The sequence below is a fragment of the Sphingobacterium puteale genome, assembly GCF_003627955.1.
Lineage (GTDB): Bacteria > Bacteroidota > Bacteroidia > Sphingobacteriales > Sphingobacteriaceae > Sphingobacterium > Sphingobacterium puteale.
Window position 1 is genome coordinate 166754 of record NZ_RBWS01000009.1, and the last position, 18687, is coordinate 185440.

15 protein-coding genes are annotated in these 18687 nt (G+C 41.2%); 8 read left to right on the top strand and 7 right to left on the bottom strand.

What is annotated here, in order from left to right:
- Window positions 1-238 precede the first annotated feature (238 nt).
- Window positions 239-3007, bottom strand: a complete 2769-nt coding sequence (acnA, locus tag D7322_RS13320; protein WP_183078696.1) for an aconitate hydratase AcnA — start codon at window positions 3005-3007, stop codon at window positions 239-241.
- A 246-nt stretch (window positions 3008-3253) separates the two neighbouring features.
- Here acnA and D7322_RS13325 point away from each other — a divergent pair, with 246 nt between their 5' ends.
- From D7322_RS13325 to D7322_RS13340, 4 genes are all read left to right on the top strand, one after another.
- Window positions 3254-3790: a TlpA family protein disulfide reductase gene (locus D7322_RS13325; RefSeq protein ID WP_121124685.1), complete on the top strand. Its 537-nt coding sequence runs from the start codon at window positions 3254-3256 to the stop codon at window positions 3788-3790.
- A 115-nt stretch (window positions 3791-3905) separates the two neighbouring features.
- Window positions 3906-4850: a homoserine O-acetyltransferase MetA gene (metA, locus tag D7322_RS13330; RefSeq protein WP_121124686.1), complete on the top strand. Its 945-nt coding sequence runs from the start codon at window positions 3906-3908 to the stop codon at window positions 4848-4850.
- A gap of 67 nt (window positions 4851-4917) precedes the next feature.
- A complete protein-coding gene (locus D7322_RS13335) occupies window positions 4918-5127 on the top strand; it encodes a hypothetical protein (protein WP_147430407.1) in 210 nt (69 codons plus the stop codon).
- 105 nt (window positions 5128-5232) lie between these two features.
- Window positions 5233-7236 carry a M13 family metallopeptidase gene (locus D7322_RS13340; RefSeq protein ID WP_121124688.1) on the top strand — a complete coding sequence of 668 codons (2004 nt, stop codon included), beginning with the start codon at window positions 5233-5235 and terminating at the stop codon, window positions 7234-7236.
- Window positions 7237-7301: 65 nt separating this feature from the next.
- Here the strand turns inward: D7322_RS13340 and D7322_RS13345 are convergent, their stop codons facing one another.
- The 6 genes from D7322_RS13345 to D7322_RS13370 all read right to left on the bottom strand — a co-directional run bounded on the left by D7322_RS13345 (window position 7302) and on the right by D7322_RS13370 (window position 12775).
- Entirely contained in the window at window positions 7302-8516 is a 1215-nt protein-coding gene (locus D7322_RS13345; protein ID WP_121124689.1) for an MFS transporter, read from the bottom strand.
- A 159-nt stretch (window positions 8517-8675) separates the two neighbouring features.
- Complete coding sequence (locus D7322_RS13350; RefSeq protein ID WP_121124690.1) at window positions 8676-9635, bottom strand: bifunctional metallophosphatase/5'-nucleotidase; 960 nt, start codon at window positions 9633-9635, stop codon at window positions 8676-8678.
- Entirely contained in the window at window positions 9613-10374 is a 762-nt protein-coding gene (locus D7322_RS13355) for a 5'-nucleotidase C-terminal domain-containing protein (RefSeq protein WP_245971339.1), read from the bottom strand. The genes D7322_RS13350 and D7322_RS13355 overlap by 23 nt, the downstream gene beginning before the upstream one ends.
- 155 nt (window positions 10375-10529) lie before the next feature.
- The gene (locus D7322_RS13360; RefSeq protein ID WP_121124691.1) at window positions 10530-11597 is read right to left on the bottom strand and encodes an EamA family transporter; all 1068 of its coding nucleotides are present in this window, start codon (window positions 11595-11597) and stop codon (window positions 10530-10532) included.
- A gap of 18 nt (window positions 11598-11615) precedes the next feature.
- Window positions 11616-12089, bottom strand: coding sequence for an Lrp/AsnC family transcriptional regulator (locus D7322_RS13365; RefSeq protein ID WP_104381980.1), 474 nt, complete (start codon window positions 12087-12089; stop codon window positions 11616-11618).
- A gap of 182 nt (window positions 12090-12271) precedes the next feature.
- On the bottom strand, window positions 12272-12775 hold the full coding sequence (locus D7322_RS13370; protein WP_121124692.1) for an FUSC family protein: 504 nt from the start codon (window positions 12773-12775) through the stop codon (window positions 12272-12274).
- Between the two features lie 213 nt (window positions 12776-12988).
- Here D7322_RS13370 and D7322_RS13375 point away from each other — a divergent pair, with 213 nt between their 5' ends.
- The 4 genes from D7322_RS13375 (at window position 12989) to D7322_RS13390 (ending at window position 18599) form a co-directional block, all read left to right on the top strand.
- Complete coding sequence (locus D7322_RS13375; RefSeq protein WP_245971340.1) at window positions 12989-15910, top strand: FAD-binding and (Fe-S)-binding domain-containing protein; 2922 nt, start codon at window positions 12989-12991, stop codon at window positions 15908-15910.
- A 67-nt stretch (window positions 15911-15977) separates the two neighbouring features.
- Entirely contained in the window at window positions 15978-16655 is a 678-nt protein-coding gene (locus D7322_RS13380) for a hypothetical protein (protein WP_121124693.1), read from the top strand.
- A gap of 251 nt (window positions 16656-16906) precedes the next feature.
- Window positions 16907-18115, top strand: coding sequence for a DUF763 domain-containing protein (locus D7322_RS13385; protein ID WP_121124694.1), 1209 nt, complete (start codon window positions 16907-16909; stop codon window positions 18113-18115).
- 151 nt (window positions 18116-18266) lie between these two features.
- Window positions 18267-18599 carry a hypothetical protein gene (locus tag D7322_RS13390; protein WP_183078697.1) on the top strand — a complete coding sequence of 111 codons (333 nt, stop codon included), beginning with the start codon at window positions 18267-18269 and terminating at the stop codon, window positions 18597-18599.
- Window positions 18600-18687 lie beyond the last annotated feature (88 nt).

Sequence of the window (18687 nt, forward strand, 5' to 3'; positions counted from 1 at the left end):
AAGTATAACCGATTTAATCCCTTACATTGTTCCGAGGCCAAAAAATGGCTGACTTCAGGGAGAAAAATCTCTTGTTATCGGATCTAACTTTGGCAAGTCGCCAAACTTCCTTGTGTGTTGGCGGGAAATAGTTGTCTAAAAAGAACTCTGGTAGGTTTTTATATAGGTTGTGAAAGGGGCGCGATATATCGTGCCCCGTTGTATTTGCAAATTTGGTGTTGATCAATAAGGCAGTAAATTAATTGTTTTTTAAATATTGCCTTAATACATACTGTAAAATACCGTCATTTTTAAAATATTCGATTTCGATAGCCGAATCCAGTCTTGCTCTGACCTGAAACGTGATTGTTTTCCCATTTTCGTGAACAGCTTTTACATCTAAAAGTTTATGCGGTGTTAACTCATTCGCCAGGCCAGTGATGGTATAGGTTTCAGTACCGTCAAGTCCCAGCTTTTCCGCATTCTCTCCATTGATAAAAACAAGCGGTGCTACCCCCATACCCACCAGATTGCTTCGATGTATACGTTCAAAGCTTTCGGCAATTACCGCCCGTACACCAAGGAGAAATGTGCCTTTGGCTGCCCAATCCCGGGAAGATCCTGAACCGTATTCTTTTCCGGCCAAAACGATCAGCGGCGTATTAGTTTTTCGATATTCCATTGCAGTATCATAGACTGTTTTTACTTCATTTGTTGGGAAATACCGGCTGAAACCACCTTCCTGATCGGTAATTTTGTTTTTAATGCGCACGTTGGCAAAGGTTCCACGCATCATCACTTCATGATTACCACGTCTAGAACCATAAGAGTTGAAATCTTCTCTATTCACCTGATGGGCTTTTAGGTATTTTCCGGCTGCGGTATCTTCCTTAAAAGAACCTGCCGGCGATATATGGTCGGTTGTAACAGAGTCTCCTAAATAAAGCAATACTCGGGCATTTTTGATGTCCTCGATGGGCTGTGGAACTGCCTGTAAGTTTTCAAAAAAAGGGGATTCTTTGATATAGGTTGAGTTATGGTCCCATTGATAATTCTGGTCAAGGTTGACTTCCAGGTCTTGCCAGTCCGTAGATCCGTCGAAAATAACGTCATATACTTCCTGAAAATCAGATTGTTTAACGCATTCGTTAACTGTTTTGGTTATTTCTTCGCGGCTTGGCCAGATATCTTTTAAATAAACCGGTTGGCCATTTGGATCATAGTCCAATGGTTCTTCCATTAGATTGATATCCACTCGACCTACAAGGGCATAGGCAACAACCAACATTGGAGACATCAAAAAGTTCATTTTTACCTGAGGATGTACGCGTGCTTCAAAGTTTCTATTTCCTGACAGTACCGATGCAACAATCAATTCTCCTTTCTCTACTGCTTCAGCAATTTGGGGTGGGAGTGGTCCAGAGTTTCCAATACAGGAAGTGCAACCATAACCTACAGTGTGAAATCTTAGCGCATCAAGATCTGCATTCAGGCCTGATCTTTCCAGGTATTGGGTTACTACTTTTGAACCCGGGGCCAGTGAGGTCTTCACCCAGGATTTTGTGCGCAAACCGCGTTCGATCGCATTTCTGGCCAATAGACCCGCACCGATCATCACAGTCGGATTAGAAGTATTGGTACAACTGGTTATCGCGGCAATAGCAATACTGCCATCGCTGACGATATACTCCTTGTGATTGTGTTTGATGCGTACGGCATGTATGGACTCTGAAATAACTTCATGGGGAGAAGCATGTTCAACCGGAACTTTCCCAAAAGTAAATTCGGTCCCCGACCCACCATCTGCCAGCCAGGCTGATTCCGAACGCTGTGGCATAGGAATATATTGCCTATGGTGTTCGCTATCTAAAAGTTGTGAAAACTTATGGTTTAGATCCTTGACCAAAATCTTATCCTGTGGGCGCTTGGGGCCTGAGACTGTCGGTTCTAGTGTGTTTAGGTCAAATTCCACTACCGAAGAGTAGGAGATCTGTTCCTTTCCCGTGCGCCAGAGCAAATTGCGCTTACAGTATTCTTCGACAATTTTAATTTCCTGTTCAGTTCGATTGGTACTGTGCATATATTCCAGCGTACGGTCATCGATTGGAAAATAGGTGACTGTACAGCCAAATTCGGGCGACATATTGGATATGGTGGCGCGGTCTGTCACTGATAGAGTATCCAATCCTTCTCCGAAGACTTCAACAAATTTTCCGACAACTCCCTTATCGCGTAAGATTTTTGTAATCGAAAGAACCATATCAGTTGCGGTACAGATATCCGGAATTTTGCCTGTAAGTTTGAGTCCGATTACCTCCGGACAGGTGAAGAAGATGGGTTGTCCCAGCATGGCGGCTTCAGCTTCAATGCCACCCACACCCCAGCCCAGAACACCGATACCATTCACCATTGGTGTATGTGAATCGGTGCCCACCAAGGTGTCCGGAAAAAGCCAATTATCTCGGGCTATTACACCCTTGGCAAGGTATTCTAAGTTTACCTGATGACAGATGCCCATTCCCGGCGGCACGACAGTGAAATTTTTTAAACCTTTTTGCGCCCATTTTAAAAGCTCATAACGCTCTTGGTTGCGCTCATATTCCAATTCGACATTTTTGTCGTAGGAGTATTCTGTTCCAAAATAATCCACCTGCACTGAATGGTCAATCACCAGATCAACCGGAATTGCCGGATTGATCTTCTGTCCATCCTTGCCATGTCGAATAAATTCAGCCCTTAAGGAAGCCATGTCCACAACAGCAGGAACGCCCGTAAAATCCTGCATCAGAATACGTGCCGGCTTAAATGGAATATCTTTATCAACGGGTTGTGGAGACCAGCCGATCAATGTGCTGACATGTTCATCCGTTATACTAAATCCATCATGATTACGTAATACATTTTCCAGAAGAATTCGGATACTGAATGGGAGGTGCTCAATATTACCTTCTGGTAGATCCCTTAGGGAGCTATACTGATACACTCTTCCATCGATTTCGATTTCCTGAATTGATTTTTCCTTGCTCATATTGATTTACTTATTATATACTATATAATAACCATATCCGTAAATTTGTTTGTAATAACTTTTAGACATATCATTTCTTTCAGTTGTTGACTGCACAAAAGCAGCCGTTCGGATCAGGAATAACTCGGATCAGCCGGAGCTGTCGTTGCGTTGGAGAACGTTGATATTAGTTTGTTTTGTACGAAAGGTACAATCATTTGCCAGATCAGACGTTTAAGTTAATGTCCTTTTATTGGAGAAAACAAGATGGAAATAAAAAATACATTCAGATTGATTGCCGCTAGCTTATTGCTTTCTATACCATTTGTCCACACAGCGTTCAGTTATGCAGATACCGGAGAACAAAAGGAAAAAGCAGTCCTGTTAAACAAGAATGGGGAGGTTAGCTTTAAAGACAGCAAAGGAAATGTTGTTTCGTTAAATCAGCTCAAAGGCAAGGTTGTCCTGATCAATCTTTGGGCGACATGGTGCCCACCCTGTCTGTCGGAAATGCCTTCTCTGGACAAACTGTATAAGGATTTTCAGGGGAATAGCAAAATCGTTTTTTTGTCCGTTGACGTTGACGGTAATCTGAAATCTTCAGCAAAGTTTCTAAAAAAGCGGAAGTATAATCTTCCGGTCTATCAACTGAATTCGGCATTGCCAAAAGAATGGAGTACGACAAGTATACCGACCACCATTATCCTGGATAAAGCGGGCAAATTGGTCAACAAGCATGTTGGCGGGATGAACTTCGGATCAATGAAGTTTAGAAAGGCCTTAAAACAATTAAGTGAAGAATAAGTTGGAAGGTAATGGAATCTGCTCATTCGGTGCAAACTTAAATTTGCGGATTCATTTATTATTCTGCCATTTTCTTGCTAATTTTGCATGCTAATTGTATAAGGAGAATTTATATATGCCAGTCAAACTTCCTAATAACCTTCCTGCGATAGAACTTTTAAAAAAGGAGAATATCTTTGTCATGAGTGACCTGAGAGCAAATGAGCAGGATATTAGACCATTACGTGTTTTGGTCCTTAATCTGATGCCGCTTAAGATCACAACGGAGACCGATTTTATTCGTTTACTTTCCAATAATCCTTTGCAAGTGGAGATGGAGTTTCTTCGACTGGAAACGCATGTGTCCAAAAATACACCTGAGGAACACCTGGAGATGTTTTATAAAAGCCTGAGTGAAGTGAAAGAGAACTTTTACGACGGTATGATCATCACGGGAGCACCTGTGGAAATGGTTCGATTCGAAGAGGTGACTTATTGGAATGAGATCCAGACAATCTTTGACTGGGCGAGAACGCATGTAACGTCGAGCTTATACATCTGTTGGGCCTCACAGGCGGCGTTATACCATTTCTATGAGGTTGAGAAAAAACCTTTGGGAGAAAAACTTTTTGGCGTATTCAAACATACAGCACTAGACAAAAGACATCCATTATTTCGTGGATTTGATGATGAGTTTTTTATTCCGCATAGTCGCCATACCACTATTGAGAAGGAAGATTTGCTTACTAAAAGCGGCGTAGAAATTCTTTCCGAATCTCCCGAGGCGGGCATTGCAATCGCATCTTCTCGTGGCGGACGTGAGTTTTATCTGACCGGTCATTCCGAGTACGCACCGTTTACATTGGATGAAGAATATAAAAGAGATTTAGAAAAAGGCCAGACCATACGTATGCCAGCGAACTATTATCGTGATGACAATCCGGACAATCAACCTTTGGTACGATGGACGAGTCATGCGAATCTATTATTCAATAATTGGCTTAACTATTTCGTTTACCAGGAGACACCTTTTGATTTAAAAGATGTCGTTCACCTGGGCGAGATCAGACAGAAGGACTGAACACAAATTTTATCCTAAGCAAACAAAATACGTCGACGCGGGATTCTATCTATATAAAGTTGGTCGTATGAAAAGAATGTCTGTACTATTTTGTCTGCTATCTTCCTTTGTTGCGTTATATGCGGACGTGCCCATTGAGGAAAATCAAAAACTTAGAGAGGCAAACGGCACCTTATGGTATGCCAATCCATGGATTTGGCTGGGCGGTGTGGCGCTGTTTCTGATTATTTTCCTCCTTCTTCTCCGTAAATCGACGGGAAACAAGACGCAGACATAATGCAATGTATATTATTTTAGTTGTCTGCAAAACTATGTTCTGTATTACAAACAATAGCAAAACTTTTCTTAAGTTTGTGTGATAGAGAACAAACTAAAATATCATATGAAGAGAAGTATACTGTTAGCTGCTTTGCTGGCATGCGGTTCTTTGGCCGGTCATGCCCAAAATAATGCGATTAATGTAGACTACATGGATAAAGCCGTTCGTCCGCAGGATGATTTCTACAATTTTGTAAATGGTCAGTGGATGAAAACTGTAAAGATACCATCCGATAAAGCACGTTGGGGATCTTTTGATGAGTTACGTGAGAATACGGATATTGCCACGCTGAAAGTGTTGCAAGAGTCGTTATCTGGCCAGTTTCCAAAAGGGACTGATAATCAGAAGATCGGGGATCTGTACAGATCTTTTGTAGACATGAAAACACGCGACAAACTTGGCTTGGCGCCTGTTCAGCCCTATTTGACAAAAATCAATGCGATAAAGAATTTTGATGATCTTTATAAATATCTGGTAGAGGTTGCACCCATAGGAGGCAATCCTTTCTTTGGTGGATATGTCTATGGACATCTCAAAAATTCGAATGTCAATACGGTTTACCTGGGTGGGGGAAGTTTGGGTTTAGGCCGCTCTTATTATCAGGTAAAAGATCAAAAAAATGAAGAGACCTTAAAGGACTATTCAAATTATATTTCAGCACTTTATGCTAAGTCAGGTCAACGCACGAGAGATCTTAAAGGGCCTAAAATTGTCGCTTTTGAAAAAGAATTGGCTGCTAACCTAAAAACTGTCGAACAGTCGCGAGACGCAAACGGCCGATATAATCCGGTGGCAGTTGCGGATTTAAAGAAGATGGTAAAAAATGTCGATATTGCTAAATATCTAAACGAAGTTGGATTTAAAGCGGATACCGTTATTGTACCTGAACTGAAGTACTATGAAAATTTAGATAAGATCTTCAATCCTGCGAATCTTCCGGTCATTAAGGATATCTTAACATTTCATGTGTTAAATACTGCTGCATCATATACAACGAAAGAATTAAATGACCTTTCCTTTGATTTCTGGGGGCGTAAGCTGAAAGGGCAGAAGGAGCAACGTGCGCTGGATAAACGGGGGGTAGAGTTCGTGAATTCTATTGCCGGAGAACTTTTGGGAAAGCTTTATGTGAAAGAGAATTTTCCGCCACAGGCGAAAGCTGACGCTGAAGAACTGGTAAGCTACCTTGTAAAAGCATTTGGCCAACATATCAATGGTTTAACATGGATGTCCGCAGACACAAAAGTAAAGGCGCTTGAAAAACTGTCGAAGTTTAAAGTGAAGATCGGTTATCCGGATAAATGGAAAGATTATAGCAAACTTGATGTTAGTACTTCGCTTTACGAGAATGTCCTATCATCCAGCAAGTGGTCTTTTTACGAGAACCTTGCGAAACAGGACAAACCAGTTGATAAATCTGAATGGGGCATGACACCACAGACAGTCAATGCCTATTATAGTTCGCTGTTTAACGAAATTGTATTCCCGGCCGCAATTCTTCAGCCTCCTTTCTATGATTACAAAGCGGATGCAGCCGTTAATTTTGGAGGTATCGGTGCCGTCATAGGGCATGAACTATCGCACGGTTTTGATGACCAGGGAGCAAAATATGATGGAAACGGAAATTTGAATAACTGGTGGACGGATGGCGACAAGGCTAAATTTGAAGCAGCTGCAGATGCCTTGGTGAAACAATTTGAAGCCTATGAACCGGTTCCCGGAGTTTTTGTGAATGGCCGTTTCACCTTAGGTGAGAATATTGGTGATTTGGGCGGCTCCTCTGTTGCCTTTGATGCACTGCAACTTTATTTAAAAGATAAAGGAAATCCCGGTCTGATCGATGGATTTACACAAAATCAGCGTTTTTTTCTTTCTTGGGCTACTATTTGGAGAACAAAAACAACCGATGAGTTTGTTGTGAATCAGGTGAAAACAGATCCACATTCCCCTGCGCAATATCGGGCTTTTGCGCCGATTATCAATTTAGATGCGTTCCATGCAGCGTGGGAAACGAAAGAGGGTGACAAGATGTTTGTCCCGATGGACAAACGTATTAAGATCTGGTAGGAAAATCTATGGATCTTATTGATAAACAGCAAGGGGGAATTTCATTTGAAATTCCCCCTTGCTGTTTATCGCATCCATTTTAGAACAAGGTAGAAGCCAAGTCCCGTGAAGGAAAGTGTCAGCGCTGTTGCCCACCATAGTGTAGTGAAACCAAAGGAGTCAACAATAGATGTCCCGAGCAGTGGCGAAAAAATATTTGCCGCGGAAAAAGCTAATGAATTGAAGCCCATATATGCGCCTTGTGTTTTTGGGGTAGAGCGGTTCACGGATACAGTAGCCATAAATGGCAATGTCAGCATCTCACCGAGGCCAAAAATAAAGAAGGTGAAATATAACCAGCCAAGTCCGCCCATATAATTCAGCATGGCATACGAACTGGCGCATAGAAATGTACCGAACACCAAGGTGCTGATCAGTGAAAACCTCTTTTCGGCGACATGAACAACAAACATCTCCAGTAAAACAATCACAAAACCACTCCAACCCAAGAGGAATCCGATCTGATGGTCATCCAAGTGATGGACCTCACGATAGAATATCGGCAAGGTTGTAATTAACTGGAAAAAACAAAATGAAAAAATACAGCAGAAGATATTAAACAGCACAAAGGGAACATCCGTATAAGGGTTGCGGCTTTGGTTTGCTACTTCGCTGTGTAGCAAAGCGTCTTTTTTTGCTTTAACATCCGTTCTTTTTTGTCTTTTGTTAAAGAAGATAAAGAAAATTACTGCTGCACATAGCACGGCAAAGGAGTTTCCGTAGAAAATCCAATTAAACGAAATTGTGGCGAGGAAACCGGCAACGGCGGGACCAATTGAAAAGCCTAGGTTGATAGCCAGTCTGTTTAGTGAAAAGGCACGGGTTATATTTTCGGGCTTTGCATAGCTGGCCACTGAAACAGAGTTCGCCGGCCTAAAGGCATCAAAAATCAGACTTAGTGTAAAGATCATGACGGACAGGGACGGAACTTCTTTAAAATAGGGGATTAATAAAAATAAGGGGGAAGCCAATACCAGGCTCCCGAATTGTACCTTAAAACTGCCGATCCGATCTGTCAGCCATCCGCCGATATAGGAGCCACATACGGAACCTATACCGTAGCTCATCAGGACAATTCCGACTTGCTTAATATCAAAATGAAGTACCTGCGTCATGTAAAGTCCCAGGAACGGGATGACCATGCTACCCATTCTATTGATCAACATAACAATGGCCAAAAGCCAGGCTGCCTGCGAAAGGCCTTTAAAAGAATCCAGGTATATGGATATAATTTTTTTCATGCAAATAATTTGCTTTTTAGACGGTGTTGATTTTTATAAGCGCTTTGTTGTCATTCCAATAGGAGGAGCCCCCGGGCTTATAAAAGCGATAACTCATTTTGATAAAAAAATGCCAAATTGATATTGGTCAATTTGGCATCTATTATAAATTGATAACGTTTATGCCAATAGTGACTCTTCGATTGACGGGTTAACCTGATAGGTACTTGCTATCATCTGTTTTTTACCTGAACCGGGTTCCATAATGAAATCAATTCGGCCGAGATTAATGCCTGCAAACCCCACTTGGTTGATCACTGTCTGCGTTCCTTTTAAATTTGTGACTAAGGTCGGTTCGTTTAAAAAAGTATGAGTATGACCGCCGATGATCAGATCAATATCTGATGTTTTGGAGGCAAGTACCAGATCTGAAACCTTATCGTTCTCATATTGATATCCTAGGTGTGAAAGACAGATTATAAGATCGCACTTATGTTTTTCCTTAAGGATTTTAACAATTTTATTCGCGATTTCAATCGGATCCAGATAGCTCATACCCTTATAATTATTAGGATCTACCAGACCTTCGATATCAACACCAAGTCCAAATACACCTATTTTAATACCGCCTTTATGGAAAATGGTATAATCTTGTGTCTTTCCTTCGAGCACGGTGCCTTTAAAATCGTAGTTGGCGGTCAGAAAAGGGAATTTGGCGTGATCCAGATATTTGACAAGCCCGTTCAGACCATTGTCAAACTCATGATTACCAAAAGTCCCGGCATCATATCCCAATTTCGTCATGAGGTCCAATTCCAATTTACCTCCAAAAAGGTTAAAATACGGTGTCCCTTGAAACATGTCGCCGGCATCCAGCAACAGGAGGTTCTTTTCTTCCTTACGGATTTTATTGATCAAAGTACTGCGGCGAGCCACACCCCCCAGTCCCTGATACTTACCACCGTCCATTGGAAAGGGTTCAATACGGCTATGCACGTCGTTCGTATGTAAAATGGTCAATTTGATCTTTTTACTTTCTGCTGCCGCCTGAAAAGGTAATGAACCCAAAGCAAGTGCAGCGGAAAATCCACCGGCTTGCTTGATAAACGTTCTCCGATTAATTGATTTTAATTCTTCCATCTAAATCCGCATTTACTTGTTTACCTGCTTTTGTTAATTCACTTACATACGCTATCAAACCTTCACGCATCCGTTGGGGATAGTTGGTTCTGGAGACCGATTGCGTTAATAACACGAGATTATCACCACCATTGGCAAGGTAATCATAGGTGACCAGTTTGTATAATTTGTTGTCATCGATGGGCAGTCCTTTAATTTTGATGTCCTGTACCTTATTGCCTGTTATAGTTAAGGTCATGCCTGCAATGGGCTGGCCATGTGTGGTGGCGATATAATCTGCAAGCTGACGTATTTGGCTGCCTTTTAGTTCGATAATCGTCAATGTATTTTCAAATGGCATTACTTCAAAAATATGCCCTACGGTGATATCTCCTGCCTTGAGATCGTTACGGATTCCCCCTTTGGTTGCAAAGGCCAGATCTGCGGTATTATGGGCATAATGTGCACTCATCCATAATAACGCTTCACAGAAAAAATTTCCCATTAAGGTTTCTGGAGTTTTCTCTTTCGTGAGGGCCTTGTCCGCGTGTCCGATAACGCGGCTCATTTCAGCTTCCATCTTTTGCTTGAACGGCTCATAGATGGAAACGACAGTAGGATCTGCTTGTACGTCCTTATTAATATGATATTGCTGGAAGTCCTTCTGTGTAGGGTGGAGTTGCTTTGAGCAACCGGCGACCATCAAAAGCGAAGCGACTCCAAGACTACCAATAAAGGCAATTTGCTTTGATATATTCATTATAGTTAGTTTAACCAAATATTGGAGCAAAGTTAGCCAATTAAATACGAAGAAATCTTATTCCTGATACGCTAATTTTGCCAAAAACATAAAAACAATAAAAGCTTAACATAAATCTACGTTAAGCTTTATCATATAATTAGAAAAATAACAACCTAGTGAACCAATTCTGCTTCCGGGAGATCATCTATGGGAGTTTGACGGTCATTGTTTTTCGCCAATGTATCCAATGTGTTTCCTTGAAGGATCTTTTTGTTTTTATTTTTAGCTGATAATTTGATGCGGTAAGCTTTCCAATTCATCAGTAAAACGGAGAACAAAATCACGGCCAAACCTACAATCTGTAGGGAGGTTACGGCATGTGACGTGAAAAAATGACTTAATATTAACGCAATGATCGGATTTACATAGGCATAAGTACTTACTTCCATTGCCGGGCGCACCTGTAAAAGCCAAATGTAAGAGCTAAATGCGAGGATAGAACCAAATGTGATCAAATAGCCTAAATTGAACCAGTCTACAGGGGCGACGCTGCTTAATTCAAATGATGCATACTCGCCCGTAAAAAGTGCCGTGATATTAAAAAGAACGCCTGCAGTGACCATCTGCCAGGCTGTTTTGACCATAACATGTAAGTCTTCTTTTTCTTGCGCTTCTGTCTTTTTGAAATATTTAGATGCTAAAGAACCTACTGTCCAGGCAATGGAGCCCAATACCAAAATGCATAAAGCAATGATTTTCAAATTTCCATTTGCATTGTCGTTGGATGCCATAATCTGTTCGGCGAATAGCATAACGACTCCAACGAATCCGAGCACAACCCCGGCTACAGTAGTGATACTGCTAAAATTCTCCTTCCATTTAGGTTTGTCAAGTAAGATAAACCAGATGGCTGCTGCTGCGGCGATTATCGCTGCCACTCCACCGGATACATATTGCTCCGCCCAGATGACTCCGGCCATATCGACGAACAAGAGGAGGAATCCGACAAAGGAAGCTTCTAATATGGAACGTTTATTAAATAATTTATAACCTTTTATCGCGCAATAGCTCATCAGGATTGCACTTGCGGTAACAAATCGAAATGATCCTAATATAAATGGTGGAAAGCTATGCAAGGCTTTTTCTATAAAAAAGAAGGTTGACCCCCATACCACGTAAATTATAAAATAAGCAACTACAACCATCAGTGGGCTTGCAGCTTTTTTGTGTCCTTGTAACATAATGAAACCTCCTTTCTATTATTCAGGTATAACAACCTGTTGATCTTCTTTTACCGTCTGAAGTACGATTGTGGTACGCGTGGAAATTATTCCTTCTACTTTACTTAACGTATTGCGCATTAAATCCACTAAACCTGTCGAATCAGCGGTTCTTACTTTGATAAGATAACCATCATCTCCAGCTATGTCGTGCACTTCCTGTACTTCTGGGATTTCAGCAAGGGCTAGACCAACGCGCTGTTCACCGATAATGTCATTCGCTTTGATGAAAATAAATGATAAAAGTTTCTGATCGACAGCAGCAGGATTGATTTTGGCGCTGTATTTTAAGATCACATCTTTTTGTTCAAGCTTTTTAACACGCTCCAGTATTGCCGAAGGAGCCATACCTAATTCCCTAGCGATATCAGCATTATTGATACGCCCGTTATCCTGCATCAAACGAAGGATTTTGTAATCTACTTGATCTAAATTATATTCTACTTTTGTCATTTCGCCTGCAAAGGTAAGGAGAAATGTAGAATATTCAAAATTTTTATGTTAATTAAGAATAATATTCTGCTGTTAAGGTTTTTGTCGTGAATTTTATTCGATATAAAGTGGAGGGTATTGCTGGAGTTGGATCTAATTTATTGGGTAAAAAGGAATTGCGAAGATGCTGTAGTCTGCTGCATTCAACAATTATACCGATTTCTTAATTTAATAATTATATTTCTGGTAGATAGAATGACGCCCAATCCAATCAAACACCCTACGCACACACAGCCAAAGCGGTCTAGTGCAGCAAAATAGGAGCGGCTTTCTTGCTCATGTAAATAGACGATAATCAGCGCGACCATGGAGGTGCGCGCCACAGCCATAATATTCAGCGCCTTACAAATAGCCAATGAAGCAAGTATACCAATAATCATCGCATAAAGTTGCGGGATAGGGACGAAGTACAGGCTAAGTCCGATAGCTGAGCCGATAAAATTTGATTTAGCACGATCGATAGCAATTTTTTTTGATTCATTTTCCTGTGGGGATATGACCAGGATAATTGAAATAAGGGTCCAGGAAACAGAGTATTCCGGAAAGGATATAAATAGGATATAGCCCAGTAAAAACCCGCTCAGTACCCGTATTGTATATATAATAAAATCTGAATGTAATGTGTATCGAAGGATAAGATTACGCATATAACAAAGAGATGTTAATTCATTAAATCGTGTTGCTATTACAAAAATACGAGCAAATGATGAAGGCGCGAAATAAAATTCAGGTTTGTTGCATTTTGTGTATGCGTTTTTGTGCGTTTTGTCTGAAAGAATTGTATGTTTCTTGCAATTGTTCCTTTTTCCAAAGGAGAAATTTAACTAAATTTGTCTTCTACATTTAAAAAAGCAAATTCAGTGAAAGATCAGAATCAATTAGCCTTATTGGCAACTCAACTGAAAGGGGAGTTGTACTATACAGAGGAAGCATCACACCAAACCATGTTGCTTGCCTATTCCACGGACGCTTCGGTATACCAGGAAAAGCCGTTGGCAGTGGCTATTCCATCTGATATAAATGATGTAAAGAATCTGATTGATTTTGCGGGGAAAAACCGGACCACTTTAATTCCGCGTACGGCTGGCACATCGTTGGCAGGACAAGTCGTCGGAAATGGTATCATCATGGATATGTCCCGTCATTTTAACCGCATCCTCGAATTGAATGCGGAAGAGAAATGGGTGCGTGTGGAGCCGGGTGTCATTCGTGATGATCTGAACAACTACCTTAAACCATTTGGGTTGATGTTTGGTCCCGAAACCTCTACCGCCAGCCGGGCCATGGTGGGAGGAATGATCGGTAATAATTCTTCCGGTCTTCATTCTATTGTCTGGGGTGATACGCGTCATAACCTGATTGCTGCAAATGTGCTTTTAGATGATAAATCCGAGGTAAGCTTTGCTTCACTAGACGAGGAAAGCTACTTTAAAAAACTGTTACAGACAGATCGCGAGGGGGATATCTATCGCCACATGAATAACTTGTTGACCGATCCTCAAAATCTGGCAGATATTGAGACCGGTTATCCCAAGCGTTCGATAACCCGTCGAAATACAGGTTATGCGCTGGATGTGCTAAGTGATCGGAGTCAGCCATTTAATATGTGTAATCTTTTGGCCGGCTCTGAGGGTACCCTAGCAATTGTCACGGAGGCGAAGCTACGCTTGATGGATTTACCGCCTAAAGAATTAGGCTTATTGTGTGTTCATTTTTCCGATATGGTCGAATGTATGCGTGGCAATGTAATCGCATTAAACCATAGACCTGAGGCTTCGGAGCTGGTAGATAAGTATATTCTGGATTTTACGGTTGGACATCCAACTTATAAGTATAATCGTTTTTTTATAGAAGGCGATCCGCAGGCATTGTTAATCGTTGAATTTAGAGGCGATACGGAGGCTGAGACCGCGGCTAAAGCCATGGCTTTAAAGGCCGAGCTGATGGAAAGGGGCTTGGGCTATGCTTATCCTTATATTACTGGAATTGAGCAGACAAACCTAGTCTGGGATGTCAGAAAAGCTGGGCTCGGTCTTATCCGTAATCTTCCTGGGGACAGTCAGCCTGTAAATTTAATCGAAGACTGTGCTGTTTCTCCGGAAGATCTGCCCGAATATGTCAGTGACATTCAAAAATTATTGATTGAGGAAGGTGTACATGCGTCTTACTACGCGCATGCCGGAGCAGGTGAATTGCATATTGAACCCTTTGTAAATCTGAAAACAGACGAAGGTAAACGTACTTTCCGCTCCATACTGGAAAAAACAAGTGACCTCGTTTTAAAGTACAATGGATCATTAAGCGGAGAACATGGTGATGGGCGCTTAAGAGGTGAGTTTATAGGCAAGGTACTTGGTCAAAAGGTCTATAAGCTTTTGGAAGAAGTCAAGGTCATTTTCGATCCATTGGGGATTTTTAATGCCAATAAAATTGTTAACACGCCTCCAATGGATGCCCATCTGCGCTACGATAACGACAAGAATAGGACAGCTATAAAAACATATTTCGATTTTTCTAAAGATGAATCCATTCTCCGTTTGGCGGAAAAATGCTCTGGATCGGGGGATTGTCGAAAAACGGAAATTACCGGTGGCACCATGTGTCCTTCTTTTATGGCGACCCGTGATGAGAAGGATACAACACGGGCCAGAGCAAATATGCTACGTCAATTTTTGACCAATTCCACAAAGAAAAACCGCTTTGATCATGAGGAAATCAAGGAAGTTATGGATCTATGTTTGAGCTGCAAAGGCTGTAAAACAGAATGCCCTTCAAGTGTGGACGTCGCTAAAATGAAAGCAGAATTTTTACAGCACTATTACGATGAACACGGCGCTGGCTTCCGAACGAAACTGATTGCTAATTTTACCGACTCTCAAAAACTGGGTTCGCTGGTCGCTCCACTTTACAATTTTGTCGTGAAGAACGATTTCCTGTCCGGTTTGGTTAAAAAAACGGTCGGATTTGCTGCAAAGCGTTCACTTCCTACAGTTAACGGAACGACATTAAGCCAATGGGTCAGGAAGCAAAAGATCGTGCCACGGGCTAAACGCCGTGTCTATCTGTTCTCTGATGAGTTTACAGAATATAATGATGCTGAGATCGGTATCACGGCCTATAAACTGTTAACGACCTTGGGTTACGAGGTGGTTATTCCAAAACATGTGCAAAGTGGGCGGACTTTTCTTTCCAAAGGATTTGTCAAAGAAGCAAAAAAAATTGCTAACCAGAACATCAGTTTTCTAAAGGACCTGATCACAGATGACACCCCGCTGTTAGGTATTGAACCATCGGGAATAATTACATTCAGAGACGAATACCTAAGCTTAGTTGATGAAAATCTGCGTAGTGATGCCCTTCGGGTAGCAAAAAATGCACTTATGATTGACGAGTTTCTTTTGGCGGAAATTGAGGCAGGTCGTATTCTTCGGGAACAGTTTACTGCTGGTGACAGAAAAATTAAATTGCACGGACATTGCTACCAAAAGGCTTTTCATTTGGTGGGCGTTACCCAGCAAGTATTGTCTTTCCCGTTAAATTACTCCGTTGAAATCATTCCATCGGGCTGCTGTGGTATGGCGGGTTCCTTTGGTTATGAGGCCGAACATTATGACGTTTCGATGAAAGTGGCGGAATTGGTTTTATTGCCCGCTGTACGCAAAACAGATACCACAACTTTAATCGCAGCAGCGGGTACCTCATGCCGGCATCAGATTAAAGATGGTGCCGGCAGAAAATCGTTCCATCCTGTTGAAATTTTATACGATGCTTTATTGAAATAAAATAAAAACATTGCCAATGGTTGTTTGTTATCAGTAATAATAGTAATATTATAAGAGCAATATTTCAATGATTACTGATAATAAACAAATCACCATGTACAAAATTCAATCTATAGCCATTCTCGCAACAGCTACGCTGATGTTGGCTGCTTGTGGAAATTCTAATCAGAAGAAAAACGATGGAAGTGATACTGCAACGGCAAACACCATTGAGCGGGTGCGCATCGAAAAATTTACGAACGGCACTCCCGGACCTGAAAAAAAGAATTTCTTTTTGCGTATCACCGATGAAGTAAAGACAGATTCGAGTCGTATTTATACGACTAAATCACTTTTTAACAAAGATACGGTCGGTGCTAAATTTGAAATCATTGATTTTATACCTGCTGGTATTATTGATGGGCAACCAAGTGACGACGTAGGATTTACAAAAGGGAAAATTAAAATCACTAGTCTAGGAACGCAATCCAATAATCTAGTCAAAGCTTTGGGTGAATTGTTTCAAATGCCAACCAGCGATGGCTTTACAAAAGACGTAGTACTGCCCAATGTTTTCTCATCCAATAAAATGAATGTTGATTTATCAAAGAAAACTGCATATAGCTTTAAACTCTTTTTAGAAAATAAAAAAGCAGAACCGGCGGAATTGTTTTTTAATGTGGATACTTATAAACATTCTATTGAATTTTCTGAAAAAGATCCGTCTTTCCGTGCTGGATTATTATCAGCTTTCACTGGAAAGTAAATCTTTAAATTTGAACGGGAGTTACACATTCAATATTGAAATAGAAAATGGCTGGATATTGCCCAATTATCCAGCCATTTTTTTATTATTTATTCTGTATGTTGTGAGCTTTTTTAGGTCGTAGGTATTGACTGACAGCTCCCACTGAATATAGCGCAAAAGAAGTGTTCTAATTTTTGTGCTATTTTTTTGAAAATATCGTTTGCTAAACAAAAAAAGTTATCTTTGTGCTAATAAATTTAGTTTTATTTATGAAGCATTCAGGGACGGCAGACTTGCCACTGCACTATGGAAAGGTGCCTGCCTGGCTCTATGAGCGGATGAGCGCATTGGGCAAGTCCATTGTAGAGGTGATCCTGATGGACTATGGGCAGGATGAGGTGCTCAGACGATTGGCAGATCCGTTTTGGTTCCAGAGCTTCGGTGCGGTACTGGGTATGGACTGGCATTCATCAGGTATTACCACGTCGGTTATGGGGGCTTTAAAACGCGCCGTTAATCCCTGCGCGCACGCATTTGGTCTCTATATATGCGGCGGTAAAGGTAAATTCTCCAAAGATACACCACAAGAACTACTTTACCTCGCGGACAAAACTGGTTTGGATGGTAATAGCTTGGTTCGGACAAGCAAGTTGGTCGCAAAAGTAGATAACACGGCGATACAAGACGGTTATCAGTTGTATCTGCATAATTTTATTGTCGCTAAGAACGGTCATTGGGCTGTGGTACAACAGGGTATGCACGATCATGATGGAACTGCCCGTCGTTACCATTGGCATTCGGAGAACGTCCGTTCCTTCGTCGAGGAGCCGCATACAGGTATAAACGGTTGTCCACAAGGAATAATTTTAAATTTAACGGCATCTGGAGCAGCTCCCAATAGGACAGGTATCATGACGCTCTTCAATGAAGATTCTTCAGATGTCTTAGTAGAATTTAAAAGATTGATGATGCCTTCTCATCATGACGTTAGGGTTCCGGATGTTGATCTCAAAAGGTTAGGAGCGATGTTATATGTTGCACGGGAAAATCAGCCTAAAAATTTTGAGGATCTTTTGTTATTAAAAGGCATGGGACCCCGCACCTTACAATCGCTGGCACTTGTCAGCGAAGTGATCCATGGAGCTCCTGCGCGATTTAATGATCCCGCACGCTTCTCTTTTGCGCATGGTGGAAAGGATGGACATCCCTTTCCTGTTCCTCTAGATATTTATGATCAAAGTATTCAGATCTTACAAAAAGGTATTGAAAAGTCAAAGCTGGGCAATAGGGATAAATTAAAATCGATGAATAAGCTCCATCAGATCGTTCTGGAAGCAGAACATAATTTTATGCCTCAGTTTGATATTCAGCAGATAATAGAGGAAGAACGCAGAAATTCCTGGAGATATAATGGCCGGACAGTCTTTGCTCGCGCAAAACCTCCTGATGAAACAGGAAAACAGCTTTCACTTTTTTGAGTAAGATCGGCGGTGTAATCATTTTGTTAAATTGTGTTAAACCTTATTAAAATTATTTCTGCGCTAGTATATTTGCTCACAAATGAAAGCGGTTATTACAATTCTATGTTTTATAGTCTTCCTATTAATTAGGAGCGGTAATAGCCATGCTGTGCTAAACGAGTCCGACCGTCCTGCGATCAGTTTCATGTATCAGCATAATGAGGCAAATTTAAAGGACAAGATTACTTCGCTAACTTCCCGCATTGATCCCCTTATTGCAGGAAGCGTACACGATGAAAATCCCGTCATTGAAGAATTTAACAGTGAGAATTTCCAATTAACCAAAGATCTTCAGACAGCCTCTGATTTTGTCGCATTATTGCTTTGTGCAGTCGTATTTTTCATTTTTGTGTTTCGGTTTGCAAAGAAAATCCCTTTTTGCAATTTTGTTGCTTATTTATATCCCCAAAGGTATATCTTCCAGCAAAACTGGAGAATTTAATGGCCAATCCTCCGAAATAGCTTAGCCTTATTCTTTTTTATTTCTGTATCAATCGGATTTTCATTTCTCCGTTAATGATTTTACCGTT